This is a genomic window from Pseudomonas sp. URMO17WK12:I6 (genome assembly GCF_003253625.1).
GTDB lineage: Bacteria > Pseudomonadota > Gammaproteobacteria > Pseudomonadales > Pseudomonadaceae > Aquipseudomonas.
Genome location: NZ_QKYZ01000002.1, coordinates 84,632 through 103,415, shown reverse-complemented (window position 1 = coordinate 103,415; position 18,784 = coordinate 84,632). Strand labels below are relative to the sequence as shown.

General features: G+C 60.8%; 13 protein-coding genes. 5 read left to right on the top strand and 8 right to left on the bottom strand.

All coding sequences use genetic code 11. The annotated features are described in order from the left end of the window. Positions 1-139: 139 nt before the first annotated feature. The gene (locus F475_RS04105; RefSeq protein WP_064617580.1) at positions 140-793 is read right to left on the bottom strand and encodes an NAD(P)H-dependent oxidoreductase; all 654 of its coding nucleotides are present in this window, start codon (positions 791-793) and stop codon (positions 140-142) included. A gap of 100 nt (positions 794-893) precedes the next feature. Here F475_RS04105 and F475_RS04100 point away from each other — a divergent pair, with 100 nt between their 5' ends. Further along, positions 894-1,532, top strand: a complete 639-nt coding sequence (locus F475_RS04100) for a TetR/AcrR family transcriptional regulator (RefSeq protein ID WP_111453202.1) — start codon at positions 894-896, stop codon at positions 1,530-1,532. Between the two features lie 105 nt (positions 1,533-1,637). Continuing rightward, positions 1,638-3,401: an L-lactate permease gene (locus tag F475_RS04095; protein WP_111453201.1), complete on the top strand. Its 1,764-nt coding sequence runs from the start codon at positions 1,638-1,640 to the stop codon at positions 3,399-3,401. A gap of 28 nt (positions 3,402-3,429) precedes the next feature. Here F475_RS04095 and F475_RS04090 read toward each other — a convergent pair whose 3' ends face one another. Genes F475_RS04090 through F475_RS04080 form a run of 3 tightly spaced genes read right to left on the bottom strand, consistent with a single transcriptional unit; the run spans position 3,430 to position 9,157 of the window. Then, entirely contained in the window at positions 3,430-4,815 is a 1,386-nt protein-coding gene (locus F475_RS04090; protein WP_111453200.1) for an efflux transporter outer membrane subunit, read from the bottom strand. After that, a complete protein-coding gene (locus F475_RS04085) occupies positions 4,812-7,958 on the bottom strand; it encodes an efflux RND transporter permease subunit (RefSeq protein WP_111453199.1) in 3,147 nt (1,048 codons plus the stop codon). The genes F475_RS04090 and F475_RS04085 overlap by 4 nt, the downstream gene beginning before the upstream one ends. 2 nt (positions 7,959-7,960) lie before the next feature. Further along, entirely contained in the window at positions 7,961-9,157 is a 1,197-nt protein-coding gene (locus F475_RS04080; RefSeq protein ID WP_111453198.1) for an efflux RND transporter periplasmic adaptor subunit, read from the bottom strand. A gap of 113 nt (positions 9,158-9,270) precedes the next feature. Here F475_RS04080 and baeS point away from each other — a divergent pair, with 113 nt between their 5' ends. Beyond that, complete coding sequence (gene baeS, locus F475_RS04075; RefSeq protein WP_111453197.1) at positions 9,271-10,689, top strand: sensor histidine kinase efflux regulator BaeS; 1,419 nt, start codon at positions 9,271-9,273, stop codon at positions 10,687-10,689. A gap of 3 nt (positions 10,690-10,692) precedes the next feature. Then, positions 10,693-11,376, top strand: a complete 684-nt coding sequence (locus F475_RS04070) for a response regulator (protein WP_111453196.1) — start codon at positions 10,693-10,695, stop codon at positions 11,374-11,376. A gap of 74 nt (positions 11,377-11,450) precedes the next feature. On the opposite strand, the gene F475_RS04065 is transcribed toward F475_RS04070, so the two are convergent. The 4 genes from F475_RS04065 to F475_RS04050 form a co-directional block, all read right to left on the bottom strand. Continuing rightward, positions 11,451-13,577 carry a TonB-dependent siderophore receptor gene (locus F475_RS04065; protein WP_111453195.1) on the bottom strand — a complete coding sequence of 709 codons (2,127 nt, stop codon included), beginning with the start codon at positions 13,575-13,577 and terminating at the stop codon, positions 11,451-11,453. A gap of 91 nt (positions 13,578-13,668) precedes the next feature. Beyond that, positions 13,669-14,118: a hypothetical protein gene (locus F475_RS04060; RefSeq protein WP_111453194.1), complete on the bottom strand. Its 450-nt coding sequence runs from the start codon at positions 14,116-14,118 to the stop codon at positions 13,669-13,671. Between the two features lie 107 nt (positions 14,119-14,225). Next, the gene (locus F475_RS04055) at positions 14,226-15,488 is read right to left on the bottom strand and encodes an ATP-binding protein (protein WP_111453193.1); all 1,263 of its coding nucleotides are present in this window, start codon (positions 15,486-15,488) and stop codon (positions 14,226-14,228) included. Continuing rightward, positions 15,485-16,168, bottom strand: coding sequence for a response regulator transcription factor (locus F475_RS04050; RefSeq protein WP_111453192.1), 684 nt, complete (start codon positions 16,166-16,168; stop codon positions 15,485-15,487). The genes F475_RS04055 and F475_RS04050 overlap by 4 nt, the downstream gene beginning before the upstream one ends. 223 nt (positions 16,169-16,391) lie before the next feature. Between F475_RS04050 and bamA the strand changes: the two genes are divergently transcribed. Further along, a complete protein-coding gene (bamA, locus tag F475_RS04045) occupies positions 16,392-18,758 on the top strand; it encodes an outer membrane protein assembly factor BamA (protein ID WP_111453191.1) in 2,367 nt (788 codons plus the stop codon). Positions 18,759-18,784 lie beyond the last annotated feature (26 nt).

Below are 18,784 nucleotides of genomic sequence, written 5' to 3'. Positions count from 1 at the left end.
GCGGTTGGAGGTTTAAGCCGTTGCGTAAGTGGTGGGTGAACTGAACCCCAATAAGCCCACCCCTTGTTTCATGCGCATCTTGAGCCTCTCGGCTCTACTTCCTCCCCATCAAAGAGCTTTGAGGCTCTTTTTTTGCCTGTCAAAAAGCCTCGGCGCTGACCGCTCGGCAACGCTGAACATCCTGCTCCGCGTCGCAGCGTCCGGAGGCAGCGAAAAGCTCACGACCGATCGCGCGCGCAGCCTGCAGATGAACCGTCGGTTCCTGGATTTCCGATTCGAGCAGCAACTCGGACGTCACCACGCAAGCACCGCAATAATCGAAGATCCCATGGTCGATCTGCGTCTTCATGGCGTCGGCATAACCGTGGCGCGCATAGGTTCCTGCGTCGGCACCGCCAACACCCACCAGATGAACCCGCAGATGGCGAAGCTTCTTCTCCAACCTGGCATCCGCCGCGAAATCGAACGCCCAGCCATTGGCGAACACACGGTCGATCCAGCCTTTGAGCAGCGCCGGCATCGACCACCAATAAACCGGATAAACCAGCACCAGTGCATCGGCGCGATCGATTCGCGCCTGCTCGGCGGCCACATCGGCGGGCGGCGGTGCTTCACGGTGATGGACGGCGAGATCGGCCGCGCCGAATCTCGGATCGAACCCTTGCGCCCAGAGGTCCGCAATTTCGAAAGAGTGGTCGGCATCCGCCTCGGATACTCCTTCAGCGACGTGTCTCGCGAGGCTATGGGTAAGCGATTGGGGGTCATGGTGAGCCACAACGATGAGCGCGTGCATGGCAAAATCTCCTGCTACGGAATGAGTGATTGAGGGTGAAAGGCGAGCCTTATATACTCTTGGTAAGTTACGCTCAGTAAGCTACTTTTGGTATATAGCCATGTCAAGCACCGAAACACCCGAGCAAGATTCCAGTCCGCAACCGCGCCGGCGGATGTCGCGGGAGGAGCGCCTGCGCCAGTTGCTGGATGTCGCCTGGCAACTCGTTCGAGAGGAAGGTACGGACGCGTTGACGCTTGGCCGGCTCGCCGAACAGGCGGGGGTCACAAAACCGGTGGTTTACGATCACTTCACCACCCGCCCCGGGTTGCTGGCGGTGCTCTATCAGGAGTTCGACGCACGTCAGACCGCGCTCATGGATACCGCGCTTGAAGCCAGTGAACCGACACTGCCCAGTAAGGCAATGGTCATCGCCTCGTCTTATGTCGACTGCGTTCTGCTTCAGGGCCGCGAGATCCCGGGTGTGATCGCGGCGCTGACGAGCTCGCCCGAGCTGGAAAAGATCAAGCGCGAGTACGAAGCGATCTTCATGGGCAAGTGCCGCAACGCCCTGCTCCCCTTCGCCGGAACCGGTGATATCGCGCCAGCGAGTCTTCGGGCGATGCTCGGTGCCGCCGAGGCGCTGTCCCATGCCGCCGCGACCGGAGAAATCACCGCGGAGCAGGCACAGGACGAACTCTTCGAAACGATCGTGGCGATGGTCGAAAGGAGCGCACGTCAGGAAGGTCTAGAAATCTAAAGCGCATCGTAGGGCTGGCAAGCACTCGCCAGGACAGCAGCGTATTGCCACCTATACTCAAGCCACCTTCCCCGCGCTACCCACAATAAAAAGCAGAGGTGGAAAATGGTCTGGCAGCAAATCTACGACCCCTTCGGTAACCCGGTGCTCTCAACCATGATGGCGGCGACGCCGGTGGTGGTGATGCTGGTTTCCCTGGCGTTTTTCCACATCAAGGCGCATCTGGCGGCGTTGTTGGCCCTGGGTTCGGCCTTGCTGATCGCGATTTTCGCCTTCGGCATGCCCGCGAACATGGCGGGCTCGGCTGCACTGTTCGGCGCCGCCAACGGCCTGTTGCCGATTGGCTGGATCGTGCTCAACATTATTTTCCTGCATCGGCTGACCACCGAGAACGGCTCGTTCAAAGTGCTGCAAGACTCCCTGGCGCGCATCACCGACGATCGACGTCTGCAGTTGCTGCTGATTGCCTTCTGCTTCGGTGCCTTCTTCGAAGGGGCCGCCGGTTTCGGCACTCCCGTGGCGGTAACCGGGGCCATTTTGATCGGGCTGGGTTTCTCACCCCTGGCCGCGTCTGGCCTGGCGTTGATTGCCAATACCGCGCCCGTGGCGTTCGGTGCTCTGGGCACGCCCGTCATCACCCTGGCCAAAGTGACCGGGCTGGATGAAATGGAGCTGTCGATGATGGTCGGTCGGCAGTTGCCGTTCTTCTCGGTGATCGTGCCGTTCTGGCTGATCTGGGCCTTCGCCGGATGGCGCAAGATGCTGGAAATCTGGCCGCCGATTCTGGTTGCCGGCGTCAGCTTCGCCATACCGCAATTCCTCGTCTCCAACTACCACGGGCCAATGCTGGTGGACGTCATCGCGGCACTGATTTCCATGGCCTGCCTGACTGGTTTCCTCAGGGTCTGGAAACCAGCCACGGTGCATACCTCGGCCGCCCTGTCAGGGCGAGTCGACAACTCCAAAATAGCCCAGGAGCATGACCAGAAACCCGTCGCCAGCGCGACCTTTGCCAGCGATGCAAAACCCGCGGTTATGCGCGCCTGGATGCCGTGGATCATCCTCACGGTGTTCGTTTTCGCCTGGGGCACCCAGGGCTTCAAAAACTTGTTCGATACCCGCCCGGCCATGGATCCGCAAACCCACTCGGCCAAGCTTGATCCGCAGGGCAAACCGATGCGCGAGGCCAACCCGATCTTTGCCCCGAGCGTGACCTTCACCACGATTCATCAACAGATCGAGAAGGTCCCGCCGGTGGTGCCCGCACCGAAAGCCGAGGACGCGATCTACAAGTTCACCTGGTTCACCAGCACCGGTAGCGGCATCTTGCTCGCGGCGATCCTCGGCGGGCTGCTGATGGGTTATTCCATCCCGCAACTGCTGCACCATTATCTGCGAACGCTGTGGGTGGTGCGCTATTCGCTCACCACCATTGTGGCGATGCTCGCCCTGGGTTTTCTCACCCGCTATTCGGGCCTCGACGCCACCATGGGCCTGGCCTTCGCCGCAACGGGCATTTTCTACCCGATGTTCGGCACCCTGCTCGGCTGGCTCGGCGTGGCCCTGACCGGCTCGGACACGGCCTCCAACGTGCTGTTCGGCGGCTTGCAACGGGTGACCTCCGAGCAACTGGGCCTGAGCCCGGTGCTGATGGCCGCCGCGAACAGTTCTGGCGGGGTCATGGGCAAGATGGTCGACGCCCAGTCGATCGTGGTCGCGTCCACCGCCACCCGCTGGTACGGCCATGAAGGGGAAATCCTGCGCTACGTGTTTTTCCACTCCGTGGTGCTGGCGATTCTGGTCGGCGGGCTGGTGACGTTGCAGGCGTATGTGGCGCCGTTTAGCCATATGGTGGTGGGCGGGCACTGATCCTGGGGGGCGGGCCTCATCGCGAATATTAATTCCAGCCGCCCCCCATCACCTTGTACAACGTCACCCGATTACTCTGCTCGGCCAGACGCAGGGTGATCAGGTCCTGTTGGGCGCTGTACAACGAACGCTGGGCGTCCAGCGCTTCGAGGTAGCTTTGCGAGCCGCCGCGATAGAGCGCGTCGGCCAGTTCAAAGCTTTTACGGCTGGCGTCGGTCAAGGCTTGCTGCGCCGTCAGGCGTTGGTCCAGGGTGCTGCGCACCGCCAAGGCATCGGCCACTTCCTTGAAGGCAGTCTGCAAGGTTTGCTGGTAGGTCTGCACCTGAATTTCACGCTCGACCTTGGCCGCATCCAGTGTCGCGCGATTGCTGCCGGCATCGAAGATCGGCAGGCTGACGCTCGGGGCGAAGGTCCAGGCGCCGCTGCCGGACTTGAACAGACCGGACAAGGCCGAACTCGCAGAACCGGCATTGGCAGTCAGGCTGATGCTCGGAAAGAACGCCGCCCGCGCCGCGCCGATATCCATGTTGGCCGACTTGAGGGTGTGTTCGGCGGCCAGCACATCCGGGCGCCGTTGTAACAGACTGGACGGTAACTCATCCGGCACCTGCACCAGCAGCGCGACCGATTGCAGGCTCGCGCCGGGCAGCAGTTCATCGGGAATATCGCTGCCGACCAGCAAGCGCAAGGCATTGTGGTCCTGGAGAATCTGACTGGCGTAGACCGCCACATCGCCTCGGGCCGACTCCACAGTGGTTTGCGCCTGGGCCAGGGCCAAGCCGGAAGAACCGCCCAAGGCATGGCTGCGTTGGTTCAGTTCGTAGGTTGCCTGTTGGCTGCGCAGGGTTTCCTGGGCCAGTTGCAAACGCTCATTGTCCGCCGCCAGCGTCAGCCAGGCCGTGGCCACTTCAGCCACCAGGCTGATCTGGGTGCTGCGCCGGGTTTCGGTCAGTGCCAGATAGTCTTCCAGCGCTTCGTCTTGAAGGTTCTGTACCCGCCCGAACACATCCAGTTCATAACTGCTCAGCCCCAGTTGCGCACTGTACTCATGACTGGTGCTCGCCGTGCCGCTGCTGGACGCGCGGCTATGTGTACCGCTGACTCCGGCATCGATGGTGGGAAACGCCGCCGCCCGTTGAATGCGATATTGAGCCTGGGCCTTTTCGATGTTCAGGCTGGCCAGACGCAAATCACGGTTGTTGGTCAGCGCCAGGGTCTGCAAACGCGCCAAGCGACTGTCGGTAAAGAACTGCTGCCAGTGAATATCCGCCGCCGCATCGCCTGAGGCCACGCTGGTCGACGGCAACCATTGCCCGGCGACCGGCGCTTCGGGGCGCTGATACTGCGGCGCCAGATTGACACAACCGCTGAGCAACACCAGAGCAGCCAACAAGGGCCAATGAAACTTGATCATGCATCACCTTTCTGCGCGGTTGGGTTGGCGGTTGTTGCGGTGGATACGCGACCGAAACGACGACGGATCAGCACGAAAAACAGCGGCACAAAGAAGATCCCCAGCACGGTAGCGCTGAACATGCCCCCCAGCACGCCAGTGCCGATGGCCTGGCGCCCGGCAGAACCGGCGCCGGAGCTCAATGCCAGTGGCAACACGCCGAACATGAAGGCCAAAGACGTCATCAGGATCGGTCGCAGGCGTTGGCGCACGGCAGTCAGTGTCGCGTCCCGCAGGCTGTTGCCCTGCTCTTGCAGGTGCTTGGCAAACTCAACGATCAGAATCGCGTTCTTCGCCGCCAGTCCCACCGTGGTCAACAGCCCGACCTGGAAGTACACGTCGTTGCTCAAACCACTGAAGCGGGTCGCCAGCACCGCGCCGACCACCCCCAGCGGCACCACCAGCATTACCGAAAACGGCACCGACCAACTCTCGTACAATGCCGCCAGGCAGAGGAACACAAACAACACCGAGATCCCGTACAGCAGCGGCGCCTGGGAGCCGGACAAGCGCAGTTGATATGACTGCCCGGTCCACTCGTAGCCGATGCCTTCGGGCAGTTGTTTGATGATCGCTTCCACCGCATCCATCGCAACCCCGGCGCTCACCCCCGGTGCCGGATCACCGACCACCTCCAGCGAGGCGTTGCCGTTGTAGCGTTCCAGCAACGGCGAGCCATAGCTCCACGCGCTGCTGGCGAACGAGGAAAACGGCACCATCTCACCTTTGCTGTTGCGCACGAACCAGTGCTCCAGGTCGGCCGCCTGCATCCGCGCCGACGCCTCGCCCTGCACGTAGACCTTCTTCACCCGCCCCTGGTTGAGGAAGTCGTTGACGTAAGTGCCGCCCAACGCGGTGGACAAGGTGCTGTTAATGTCGCTGGTGCTCAGACTCAAGGCGCCGGCCTTGCGATCGTCGATGCTGACTTTGAGCTGCGGTGTATCGTCCAGGCCATTGCTGCGTACTCCCAGCAGCCGCGGGTCTTTCTTCGCCAACTCGATGAACTGCTCCCGCGCGGCGACCAGGGCGTCATGCCCCAGCCCGCCAAGGTCTTTGAGTTGCAGGTCGAAACCCGAACTTTGCCCCAGGCCACGTACAGCGGGCGGCTGCATGACAAACACGTTGGCATCGCTAATGCTCGCCAACGCCAGGGTTGCACGTTGGGCAATAGAAGCCGCGTCCTGCCCTTTCCCCGATCGCTCGCTCCAGTCCTTGAGTTTGATGAAAGCCCGGCCGGTATTCTGGCTGTTGCCACCCATGCCCAAACCGCTGATGCTGATCAGCGCCTCGACTTCCGATTGTTCGAGCATGTAGCTCTCGAACTGCTTCATCACGGCCTGAGTACGGCTATCGGTGGCGCCCACCGGCAACTGGATCTGCGCCATGAGGATGCCTTGGTCTTCGTCCGGTAAGAACGAAGTCGGCAGGTTGGCATAACCAGCGCCCATCGCCAGCAAAATCACCCCGTACACCAGCAGGCTCCGACGCCCACGCTGCAGAATGCCGCCGACCCATTGTTGATAGCGCAAGGCGCTGCGTTCGAAGCTGCGGTTGAACCAGCCGAAGAAGCCGCTTTGCGCACCATGGCCCTGGGCATCGGACGGCTTGAGCAAGGTCGCACACAAGGCCGGTGTCAGGGTCATCGCCACCAACACCGACAGGAGCATGGCCGAGACGATGGTCACCGAAAACTGCCGATAGATAATCCCGGTGGAACCGCCAAAAAATGCCATGGGAATAAACACGGCGCTGAGCACCAGAGCGATGCCGATCAGCGCGCTGGTGATTTCCGCCATGGACTGGCGAGTCGCCGCCAGCGCCGAAAGTCCCTTCTCACTCATCACCCGCTCGACGTTCTCCACCACCACGATGGCATCGTCCACCAGCAGTCCGATAGCCAGGACCATGGCGAACATGGTCAGGGTATTGATTGAATAGCCGAACAGCGCGAGCACGCCGAAGGTGCCCAGCAATACCACCGGCACGGTGATCGCCGGGATCAGCGTGGCCCGCAGATTCTGCAGGAACAGGAACATGATCAGCACCACCAGCACGATCGCTTCGCCCAGAGACTTGACCACCTCTTCGATGGACAGGCTGACAAAGGGGGTCGTGTCGTAAGCGATCACGTTCTTGAGCTGCATTTGCGCAGGGTAGAAAGGCTCCAGTTCCTTGAGTTTGGCCTTCACCGCTTCACCCACGCTCAGGGCATTGGCCCCGGCGGCGAGCTGCACGCCCATGGCGGCGGCAGGTTTGCCGTTGAGGGCAGAACTCACGTCGTAGCTTTCGCTGCCCAGTTCGACCCGCGCCACATCCCCCAACAGCACCACCGCCCCATTGCTGGTGGACTTGACCACCACGTTGCGAAATTCTTCGGCGGTTTGCAGCTTGCTGCGGGCACTGATAGTGGCGTTCAACTGTTGCCCGGCCACCGCTGGCAAGGCACCGAGCTGGCCGGCGGACACCTCGGTGTTTTGTGCTTCCAGGGCGCTGCTGATGTCCGAGGGCATCAACGCATACTTTTCCAACAGGGCCGGGTCCAGCCAGATGCGCATGGCATAACCCGAACCGAGGGTCTGCACGTCGCCGACGCCATCGATTCGACTGATCTGGTCAAGCAAGGTGCTGGAAATGTAGTCGCCGATCTGGGTGCCGGTGACGCTTGGGTTGTCGGAGGCCAGGGCGGCAATCATCAGAAAGTCCGAACCGCCCTTGGTCACGGTCAGGCCTTCGCTCTGCACCGATTGCGGCAGTCGTGATTCAGCCTGTTGCAGTTTGTTCTGTACCTGCATCTGCGCCACATCCGGGTTAGTGCCGGCGGCAAAGGTCAGGCTGATGCTGGCGCTGCCCGCCGAACTGCTGGAGGCCGACATGTAGGTCAGGTTATCCAGCCCTTTCATCTGCTGTTCGATGACCTGCGTCACCGAGTTTTCCACGGTCTCGGCCGAGGCGCCGGTGTAGGTGGCGGAGATCCGTACCGTTGGCGGCGCGATGTCCGGGTACTGTTCCAGCGGCAGTTGGCTGATCGACAAGGCGCCGGCGAGCATGATGACAATGGCGATGACCCAGGCAAAAATCGGTCGATCGATAAAGAACCGCGCCATGCTCAACCCTCCTGCGCAATGGCAGTCGGCGCCGATTGCCGCGTGCGGCTGCGAGTGCCCGGGTTTTGCGCCAGCACCGGGGCGCCGACCCGGACTTTCTGCCCGCCCTCGACAATCACCTGGTCACCCGCCGTCAGGCCCGAGGTGACCCACCATTGGTTGCCCACGGCGCGATCGATGGTCAGCACGCGCTGTTCGACCTTGCCATTGACCACCAGCAACACCGACGTCACGCCACTGGCGCTGCGGGTCACGGCTTGCTGCGGAATCAGGATCGCTTGATCGTCCCGGGCCTGCTCCAGCACCGCCCGCACATACATGCCCGGCAGCAACAGCCGGTCCGGGTTGGCAATTTCCGCCCGCAGGGTCACGGTGCCGGTGCCCTCATTGACGCTGACCCCGCTGAATTTCAAGCGGCCCTCATGGGCGTAGGTGCTGCCGTCGTCGAGCTTGAGACTGATCCGCGCTTCGCCCTCGCCGTTGCTTTGCAGCACACCACTGGCGAGGTCGCGCTTGAGGCGCAACAGCTCAGTGGTCGATTGCGTGATATCCACGTAGATCGGGTCCAGTTGCTGCACCGTGGTCAGTGCGCTGTCCTGATTGGCCACCACCAATGCGCCAGGGGTGACCGTCGAAGTTTCGATACGCCCGTTGACGGGAGAACTGATGCGGGTATAGGCCAGGTTGATGCGCGCCGTATCCACGCCGGCCTGGGCCACTTGCAGTTCAGCCTCGGCGGTCAGCAGACTGGCCTGGGCATCCTCGTTGTCCTGCTGGCTGATGGCATCGATCTTCGCCAACTGGGCATCACGCCTAGCTGTGGCCTGGGCCGACTTCAACGTGGCGCGAGCTTTGGCGAGGGTCGCCTGTGCTTCAGCCAATGCAGCCTTGTATGAGGACGCGTCCAGCTGATACAGCGCCTGCCCGGCCTTGACCTCGGCGCCTTCGACAAACAGCCGTTGCTGGACGATACCACCGACCTGCGGGCGAATCTCGGCGATCATGAACGCCTGAGTGCGCCCGGCCAGCTCCGTGGTCAGCGCCTGGCTTTGAGGTTGCACCGTGATCACTGACACTTTGGCCGGTTCGATAACGGGCGCGGATGCGCCGGGGGAGCAACCGCTCAACACCACCAGAATGATCAAGGACAGTAAAACCGCGGCGGTTACCAGGGATTTGGCGAGAATTTTGGTCGACATAAATGCCTCTGCAAGACGGGGTGGCTGAAGCCAGACGCCATACTGCGAGGCAAATGTGCAGGAAAATTGAAGATTGCCTGCCGCCCTTGAATCTTCGTCGCGCCAGGGCCTAAATGGGCGGGCCATTCACCGACCTGCCCGAGCCCATGAAACTGAGTATCTCCACCAAACTGTTTATCGCGGTACTGGCCAGTGTGCTGTTTGTCATCCTGAGCATGGGGCTGGCCAACGGCTGGAGCTTCGGCAAAGGCTTTCTCGATTACCTCAACGAACAGGCTCTGTTGCGCATGACCCCAGTGCTGCCGCGCCTGGCCAGCGCCTATGAGCGCGAAGGCAGTTGGGAATTTCTGCGCAACCAGCCGGATCGCTGGTTCGAACTCATGCGACCGGAGCCGGGCGTAGACTTCACCAACCCGCAGCAGCCGGCCCTGCCCACGTCTGACCTGACCGGCGCGGTGTTTCGCATCGCTCTGTTGGACCAGCAAAAGCAGTTGGTCATGGGCTACTCGGCGATTGCCGACGACGCCCTGATGCGCCCGATCGAGGTGGCCGGTAAAACCGTCGGCTGGCTGGCGGTAACGCCGTTCCAGAACGTGACCGAAGCCGGCGGTGAACGCTTTCGCCTGTACCTGTTGCGCACCAGTCTGGCCGTGGGCGTGTTCTCGTTGCTGCTGGCAATGCTGATCGCCTGGTGGATCGCCCGCACTTTGCTTGACCCCGTCAAGCGAGTAGCCGCCGCCACGCATCGATTGGCCGCAGGCGAGTACAGCAACCGGGTGGCGGTGTCCTCCAATGACGAAGTCGGTCAGTTGGCCCGCGACTTCAATCAACTTGCGTATACGCTGGAGCGCAACGAAAAAATGCGCCGGGAGTTCATGGCCGATGTGTCCCATGAACTGCGCACCCCGCTGTCGGTGTTGCGAGGTGAACTGGAAGCGATCGAAGACGGTGTGCGCACGCTCGATCAGTCGTCGATGAAATCGCTGCAAGGCGAAGTCGGCATGCTCAGCAAACTGGTGGATGACCTGTATGAACTGTCCCTGGCCGATGTGGGCGCGCTGACCTACCGCAAAAGCGAATGCGATCTCAACGATCTGCTGCAAAGTTGCGTGGCGATGTTCCAGGAGCGCTGCAATGCCCGGCACTTGCGCTTGGAGCTGGAGCTGCCGACACCCCCCCTAAGAGTGGAAGCCGACCCCAAGCGCTTGCAGCAACTGTTCGGCAATCTGCTGGAAAACGCCGTGCGCTATACCGATGAAGGCGGTGTGCTGCGTATTCGTGCGGCCAGCGATGGCGACGACGTACGCATCGATTTCCTGGATTCCGGCCCCGGGGTCGACGCGGATCAGTTGCCGCGTCTGTTCGAGCGTTTCTACCGTGGCGAAACCTCACGCAACCGTGCCAGTGGTGGCGCCGGTCTGGGGCTGGCGATCTGTCACAGCATCGCCCTGGCTCATGGCGGCAGCCTCAGTGCCGATCACTCCCCGTTGGGTGGCCTTTGGCTGACCCTGCGCCTGCCACGGAATGCCTGAACCATGGTCAACGACAACCCAATCCTGATCGTCGAAGACGAGCCCAAACTGGCCGCGTTGATGCGTGACTACCTGATCGCCGCTGGGTATGCGACCCAATGCCTGGACAACGGGCTGGAGGTGGTACCGGCGGTCCGTGCCCGCGAGCCACGGCTGATCCTGCTCGACCTGATGCTGCCTGGACGCGATGGTCTGCAAGTGTGCAAGGAACTGCGCAGCTTCAGTGCCGTACCGATCATCATGATCACCGCCCGCGTCGAGGAAGTGGATCGCCTGCTCGGACTGGACCTGGGCGCCGACGACTACATCTGCAAACCCTTCAGCCCGCGTGAAGTGGTGGCCAGGGTCAAAGCCATCCTGCGACGCAGCCCGCAGCTTTTGACGTCCGCACCACCGCGTCTACAGATTGATGAAGAACAGTACCTGGCCTCCCTCGACGGCATAACGCTGGACCTGCCACCACTGGAATTGCGCCTGCTAAGCACCCTCGCCCGCTCGCCGGGACGTGTGTTTTCCCGGGATCAGTTGCTCGACCGGATCTACTCCGATCACCGGGTGGTCACCGACCGCACGGTCGACAGTCATATCCGCAATCTGCGGCGCAAGCTCGAACAGGCCTGCCCGGGGGAGCATCCAATTGAATCGTTGTATGGGGTGGGTTATCGGTTTCAGCTCGCCGACGCCTGAAGCGTCGCCGAGATGAAGGAAGACTACCACCCCGTTCCACGGGCAGAACGGGGCGGCACATCAAGACAGTGCGATCAGAACGTCACGCTGGCGCTGAGGCGTGCCGTGCGCGGCTCGCCGACATTGACCGCCAGTTGGCTGCCGGTGGAGGACGGGTAGTGCTGTTTGTCGAACAGGTTGTCGACGTTGAACTGCAGCGAAGTCTTGTACCCGAACATCGGCGCCTCCCAGCGCACGAAGGCATCGGCGACGGTGTAGCTGCTCAGCCAGAAATCGTTGGCATTGTTGGCCGCACGCTCGCCGACATAACGCGCACCGCCGCCCGCATGCCAGGCCCCGAACTCCGTAGGCACATTCAGGTGATGGGTAAGGTACAGGCTTGCGGTGTGCTTCGGCGCATCGGCGAGGCGGTGACCTTCGTCATCCGGATCGTCGAGGATTTCCGTGTGAGTGTAAGCGTAGGTGCCGATCAGGTCCCAGCGCTCGGCCACACGCCCGGTGATGTCCAGTTCCAGGCCCTGTGAGCCGACTTTGCCCGCCGCCTCCGAGAGGCTGACGCCACCGACCGTCTGGGTGGTCACGACGTTTTTCTTCTCGATGTCGAACAGCGCCAGGTTGATGTTCAGCCCCGGCAGCGGATCGTACTTGGCGCCGACCTCATAACTGCGGCCCTCCTCCGGATCGAAGGTATGGCCGGCATCGTCGACTTGGGTATTGGGCTTGAACGAACGACTGTAGTTACCGTACAGCGACAAGCTATCGGTGGCTTTGTAGACCAGCCCCAGGAACGGTACGAAAGCATCACCGTTATTGTCGCGGTTGACGGTGTAGCTGCTGCCGCGGCCCTGATCGCTGTACTGATCGTAATGCTGCTGGCGACCGCCGAGAACCAGGATCCAGCGGTCATCGAGGTGCCAGTTATCCTTGAAGTACACGGAGCTGGAATTCAGCTGGTTGCTCAGGTCACTTTGGCTGGCACTGACAAGGCTCGGCTCGGCCAGACGACCATAAACCGGCGAGGTGATGTCGAAGCCTGACTGCGCGGTATTACGGTAGGTTTTGCCACGGAATTGGTCGGACGCTTCGGTGTCCGCGCCGATCAGCAAGTCATGGCGCTGGCCGAACAGTTCCTGCTGGCCGATGAAATCCCAGCTGGCGTAACGGGTTTCATCGTCGTAGTGAGCGCCGTTGGCAGCACGTCGCAGGTTGTTGCCGGTCAACGAACTCGGCTGGGCAATCGAGAGGCTGTAGCGGTCGTTGTTCCAGCCGTAGGTAACGCGGGTCTTCCAGTCGTCACTCAGTTGATACTCGAAACGCGCGGTGGCCAATTCACGGATACCGACGCTTTTGGCCCATTTTTCGTCGAGGCGCTTGTCGTAGTCGATGTCCGCCGGATGTCCATTGGTGAACACCGTGCCACGGTCGAAGGGTTTGGAGTAATCGTTGTATTCGTAGCTGAGGGTCAGGCTGGCACGGTCGCCCGTCCAGGTCAGCGAGGGTGCAACCAGGGTGCTTTCATTCACGCCGTAATTGCGCCAGTAATCCTCGTGGCCGCGTTCGGCAATCAGGCGATAAGCCAGGCCGGTATCGCCCAGCGGCCCGGTGGTGTCCACGGCCATGGTGCCGCCGCCTTCGCTGTAGGCCGAGCCGCTCAGGGTCGTGCTCTGGGTGTATTCAGGCTTCTTGCTGATCACGTTGATCAACCCGCCGGGTTCCAGCGCGCCGTACAGCATCGACGCAGGCCCTTTGAGCACTTCGATGCGATCCGTCGTGGCGCTGAAATTTTTCCCCAGGTTGGAACGCACGCCATCGCGCAGGATCGAGCCGTCATCGTTGGTGCCGAAACCGCGCTTGACCAACGAGTCCCGGGACCCGCCCAGGGTGTTGCCCTGGCTGACGCCGCTGACGAACTTCATCGCGTCGTCCAGCGAGCGCACCTGATAGTCGGCCAGGGTTTGCCGGGTGACGACATTGACCGATTGCGCCTCCTCCTTGATCGGCACATCGCTTTTGCTCGCGGTGCTGGCTTGAGAGGTGGTGTAGCTGGTGTCTTGACTGACGCGGCTCGCCTGAATATCAGTGGTCGGCAGCTCGATCAATTCCTGTGCCCACAAAGGACCGGCGAACATCACGCAGGACAGTGTCGGCAGCGCGTGTTTGATGAAAACCTTGCGGCGGGCAAAGAGGTGGGGATGGCTCAAGATGTTGCACTCAATGAGTTAGTAGTAATGATTCTCATTGTATGGTGCGATGTATTTCCAGTAAACACCTTCGCGGCTATTAACTAACGAGTTATTGCTCTGCCACATAGATGATGGTTTGCGCGCTGTCTGCTGTCGCGGGCGGCCGGGTGAAGTATGTGTCGCCGTCATCCGTGAGGATCTCGTATTGCACCTTGCCGGCGACACGGCTCGATATAGCGGCATGCTTGATGATTTTCAGCACCCGCTGAAATTTAACGCTTTGGGTGCCGTTCTGGGCTGGCCCGGTGAGCACATTGACCGTTTGAAACCAGCCATCATTTTTTTTGTTCGATACCAGGGTGCTGGTCAGCGCCTCGAAACGCTCCAACCGGGTAAAACCCCAGAGCGTCTGCTCCTCGACCGTTTTGCCCTGCGCGGTAGAACCCGTAAACACAAACAGATTGATGGCCGGATTGTCTTCACAAAAGAAGTCATAGGGCACCAGCCCGTCGACCATTTTCTTGCCGGAAACGAAGCCCTTTTTATGAACCAGAAACATGCCCACCTCCACGCTGAAACATCAGCAAACGCTGCGTAAGTTTGAGCGGGAAGTCTACTGAGGCGGGGCGTACAGAGCCGTCAAGCCAATGTAATATCGTGTAAAGATCACGCCTGACGGGGCAAGCTGATTTCCACGGTCAGCCCAGCGGACGGCTCGTTGCGCGCCACAATCGTGCCGCCATGCATTTCCACGGCCCTTGAGGCGATCGCCAGGCCCAGGCCGAAACCGGCACTGGCCTCGCTCAAGCCACGCTCGAACGGGTGGAAAATGCTCAGCAGCCGCTCGTTTTCAACACCCGCCCCCTGATCGGTAATCCGCACCGTCAGGCAGTCTGCTTCGAGATTGACCTCAGCCGACACAACAACCGCCGTCATCGGTTTTGTATGGCGCACCGCGTTGCGAATGACGTTCTCGAAACACCGATACAGCAACTCGCCGCTGACCCGACTGACAAAGGCCGGGCACGCCTGCAGACTGACCCGGCAACCTTTCATTCCCGCCTCGAATTGAGCGTCCTCGACGATCACCGCCAGCAACTCGATGATGTCGAGTGGCTCGCGGTCGATACTCTCGGGCCGGCCCTGCATGCGCGCCAGGGTCAACAACGCCTCGATCAACGTATCCATTCGCACCGATTCGCGCTGGATGCGCTCCACCATTTCCTGGCGGGCCGGTTCTTGCTGCAACAGCCCGATGGCAGCTTGCATGCGCGTCAACGGTGAGCGAAGTTCGTGAGAGATGTCATGCAACAGGTGTTGCTGGGCCTCCACCAGCAGTTTCAGCTGGTTGGCCATTCGGTCACAGTCCCCGGCCAGATCGACGATTTCATCGCGGCGCCCGCCCATCATCGGTTTGACCCGGGTTTCGAAGCGCCCCTTGGCCACATCGCTCATCGCCCGCCTGAGATAGGCCAACGGCCACGCCAGGTAATACGCCATATACCCGCTGAACAGCGCACTCATCACCGTGCCGATGATCAGCGGGATCGAACGCCCCGGCCCTTGCTCACCTTCTTTGCCAAGGGGCTGTGAGGATCTGAGCGAGAGGGCCAGACCGTCCTTGCTGATGACCGTTCGCTCAAACGCTGGCCGCGGAACCGGCGACCCAGCCAGCAGTTGACCGGCACTGTCATAGACACCAATGGTTTCGTCACCGGGGTGCCGCCACACTGTCAGCAATTGCCTTCCCGACTCGACGCCGAATTGTCGCAGCAGCTGTTCCTCGCTGGCCAGGATGGCCTCCAAATGAGGATCGCCAGGCCCGTGATTACCCAGTACCAGAATGCCCACCCCGACCAGAAACGTCAGGCTCGTGGCGAGCCAAAACGCCAGGAACAGTTTCCAGAACAGCCGACTGGGTTTCATCATTCGGCGATCAACAGATAACCGAGGCCACGCACGCTCTGAATCCAGGCCTTGGCGTCAGGGCGCGGACCGAGCTTCTGGCGAATGCTGCTGATGTGCACGTCGATGCGCCGGTCGTAGCGGGTCAAGGGACAGCCCAAGGCATTGAGCGACAGGTCCTGTTTGCTCACCACCTGCCCGGCACAGCGGGCCAGTTCTTCGAGCAGGCTGAACTCGGTACTGGTCACCCCCAGCTCGCCCCCCTGCCACTGGGCCTGGCGCTTGCCGGGCCACAAGACCAGCGGGCCGGTCCTGATCACTTCGGTGGTGGGCTGATCCGCCGGTTGCACCCGGCGCATGATTGCCCGCAAACGCGCCACCAGTTCCCCCGGTGAACTGGGTTTGGGCACGTAGTCATCGGCCCCCAGTTCCAGGCCGGTGATCTTGTCGATGTTATCGCCACGGGCCGTGAGCAATACCACCGGTACCTGGCTCACGGCGCGAATGCGCCTGAGCACCTCGATACCCGACAGGCGTGGCAGCATCACGTCCAGCACCACAATGCTGTAGCGCCCGGACAGTGCTTGAATCTCGCCCTCCTCGCCCGTGTGCACGGCGGTCGCCTCGAAGCCTTCATGCTCCAGATATTGGCTGAGCATTCCAGTCAGTTCCTGGTCATCGTCGACGAGCAATACAGAGATCATGGCGGGCTCTTGAGTGGGGGCCGCGCATTATCGCCCTTGCGCTGCACAGCGTCATCGCCCCGGGCAAACCTTTACCTAACTTGACACTTGGTTAACCGCACCAAACGCACCGAGCTTTTATGCTTCACCTCCACCAGCCTGCTCGCTTCGCGGTAACTCGTCTTGCTGTGAGATATCCGCGCCCGCCTACGCTGCTTGTCGATGTGTTCTGGATAAGATCTTGATGAATTTTTCGCGCCTGCTCTGCTCGGCTGCACTATTGCTCAACGCCACATTTGCGCACGCCCAAGGCTTCAAAATTTCCGATATTCGCATTAATGGCCTGCAACGGGTTTCCGCCGGCAGCGTGTTCGGTGCATTGCCGTTGAACGTCGGTGATGAAGCGGATGATCGTCGTTTGGTGGAGTCCACCCGTGCGTTGTTCAAGACCGGTTTCTTTCAGGATATCCAGCTGGGGCACGACGGTGACGTGCTGATCATCACGGTGGTCGAGCGCCCCTCGGTCGCCAGTATCGAGATCGAAGGCAACAAGGCGATCTCCACTGAAGACCTGATGAAGGGCCTCAAGCAATCCGGTCTGGCCGAAGGCGAGATCTTCCAGCGCGCCACCCTCGAAGGCGTGCGCAACGAGCTGCAGCGCCAATACGTCGCTCAGGGCCGCTACTCGGCGTCGGTCGATGCCGAAGTGATCCCACAACCGCGTAACCGCGTGGGCCTGAAAATCAAGATCGACGAAGGCTCTGTCGCGGCGATCCAGCACATCAACGTGGTGGGCAACACGGTCTTTGCTGATGAAGACCTGATCAACCTGTTCGAACTCAAGACCAGCAACTGGCTGTCGTTCTTCAAGAACGATGACAAGTACGCCCGCGAAAAACTCTCCGGTGACCTGGAGCGCCTGCGCTCCTATTACCTGGATCGCGGCTATATCAACATGGACATCACCTCGACCCAGGTGTCGATCACCCCGGACAAGAAACACGTCTATATCACCGTCAACATCAACGAAGGCGCGAAGTACACCGTTCGTGACGTCAAGCTCAGCGGTGACCTGAAAGTGCCTGAAGACCAGATCAGATCGCTACTGCTGGTTCAGAAAGGCCAGGTGTTTTCCCGCAAGCTGATGACCACCAGCTCGGACTTGATCACCCGTCGCCTGGGCAACGAGGGTTACACCTTTACCAACGTCAATGCGGTCCCCAACCCGAATAATGACGACCATACCGTCGATATCACCTTCGTGGTCGACCCGGGCAAGCGGGCCTACATCAACCGCATCAACTTCCGTGGCAACACCAAGACCGACGACAAAGTGCTGCGCCGCGAAATGCGTCAGATGGAAGGTGGCTGGGCATCGACCTACCTGATCGACCAATCCAAGACCCGTCTGGAACGACTGGGCTTCTTCAAGGAAGTCAACGTCGAGACGCCGGCTGTAGCGGGCGTCGACGACCAGGTTGACGTGAACTACAGCGTCGAAGAGCAGGCCTCCGGTTCGATTAGCGCCAGCGTCGGTTTCTCTCAGAGTTCCGGCCTGATCCTCGGAGGTTCGATCACTCAGAACAACTTCCTGGGCACGGGCAACTACGCCAGCCTGGGCCTGACCCGCTCGGACTACCAAAGCAAGTACAACTTCGGTTTTACCAACCCCTACTTCACGCCGGACGGGGTGAGCCTGGGCTACAACCTGTTCTACAACGCCACCGACTACAGCGATTATTACAGTGACGGCGTTTCGTACTACTCCATCAACAGTTATGGCGCCGGCACTTCACTTGGCTACCCGATCAATGAAACCTCACGGCTGAGTTTCGGCCTGACCGTGCAACACGACAGCATCGAGCCAGGCACCTACAGCGCCGATGAGATCTACGATTTCATTGCACGCGAGGGCAAGGAGTTCAACAACTTCAAGGCCAACCTCGGCTGGTCGGAATCGACCTTGAACAAGGGCGTGCTGGCCACCCGCGGGCATTCGCAGAACCTCAACCTGACGGTGACAGTGCCCGGCAGTGATCTGAGTTTCTACAAGATCGATTACACCGGGCAGACCTTCCTGCCGATCAGCAACGCCACTTCGCTGCGTTTCCACACCAAGCTCGGTTATGGCAACAGCTACGGCTCGACCGACGGCCTGCCCTTCTATGAAAACTACACGGCCGGTGGCGAAGGTTCGGTGCGCGGCTTTGAAAGCGGCACCCTCGGCCCGCGCAACACCCCGGCCACCGGCACCTATGCCAGTGCCGGCCAGGCGTATTATTCGGATCGGGACACCGACGCATTGGGCGGCAATATCCTCATTACCGGCGGGGTCGAATACCTGTTCCCGATGCCCTTCATCAAAGACAACAAGTCCCTGCGCACTTCGGTTTTCTGGGACGTCGGCAGCGTCTACTCCAACAAGTGCTACCTGAGCACCACCCAGGGTTGCGACGGTGTCGACCTCGGTCAACTGGCCAGTTCCGTGGGGGTCGGCGTCACGTGGTACAGCCCGATGGGACCGTTGAGTTTCAACCTGGCCTTCCCGGTCAAAAAGCCTGAGAACGCTGATACGCAAGTGTTCCAGTTCTCCATGGGGCAGACTTTTTGAACCGGTGAGTCCGCAAGCATTCCACT

Excerpts from the sequence above, each read along its gene's own strand:
- F475_RS04085 (WP_111453199.1), bottom strand. The coding sequence starts at position 7,958 with ATGGCGCGGTTCTTTATCGATCGACCGATTTTTGCCTGGGTCATCGCC.
- F475_RS04070 (WP_111453196.1), top strand. The coding sequence starts at position 10,693 with ATGGTCAACGACAACCCAATCCTGATCGTCGAAGACGAGCCCAAACTG.
- F475_RS04050 (WP_111453192.1), bottom strand. The coding sequence starts at position 16,168 with ATGATCTCTGTATTGCTCGTCGACGATGACCAGGAACTGACTGGAATG.
- F475_RS04055 (WP_111453193.1), bottom strand. The coding sequence starts at position 15,488 with ATGATGAAACCCAGTCGGCTGTTCTGGAAACTGTTCCTGGCGTTTTGG.
- baeS (WP_111453197.1), top strand. The coding sequence starts at position 9,271 with ATGGGCGGGCCATTCACCGACCTGCCCGAGCCCATGAAACTGAGTATC.
- F475_RS04105 (WP_064617580.1), bottom strand. The coding sequence starts at position 793 with ATGCACGCGCTCATCGTTGTGGCTCACCATGACCCCCAATCGCTTACC.
- F475_RS04100 (WP_111453202.1), top strand. The coding sequence starts at position 894 with ATGTCAAGCACCGAAACACCCGAGCAAGATTCCAGTCCGCAACCGCGC.
- F475_RS04060 (WP_111453194.1), bottom strand. The coding sequence starts at position 14,118 with ATGTTTCTGGTTCATAAAAAGGGCTTCGTTTCCGGCAAGAAAATGGTC.
- F475_RS04090 (WP_111453200.1), bottom strand. The coding sequence starts at position 4,815 with ATGATCAAGTTTCATTGGCCCTTGTTGGCTGCTCTGGTGTTGCTCAGC.
- F475_RS04080 (WP_111453198.1), bottom strand. The coding sequence starts at position 9,157 with ATGTCGACCAAAATTCTCGCCAAATCCCTGGTAACCGCCGCGGTTTTA.
- F475_RS04095 (WP_111453201.1), top strand. The coding sequence starts at position 1,638 with ATGGTCTGGCAGCAAATCTACGACCCCTTCGGTAACCCGGTGCTCTCA.
- bamA (WP_111453191.1), top strand. The coding sequence starts at position 16,392 with ATGAATTTTTCGCGCCTGCTCTGCTCGGCTGCACTATTGCTCAACGCC.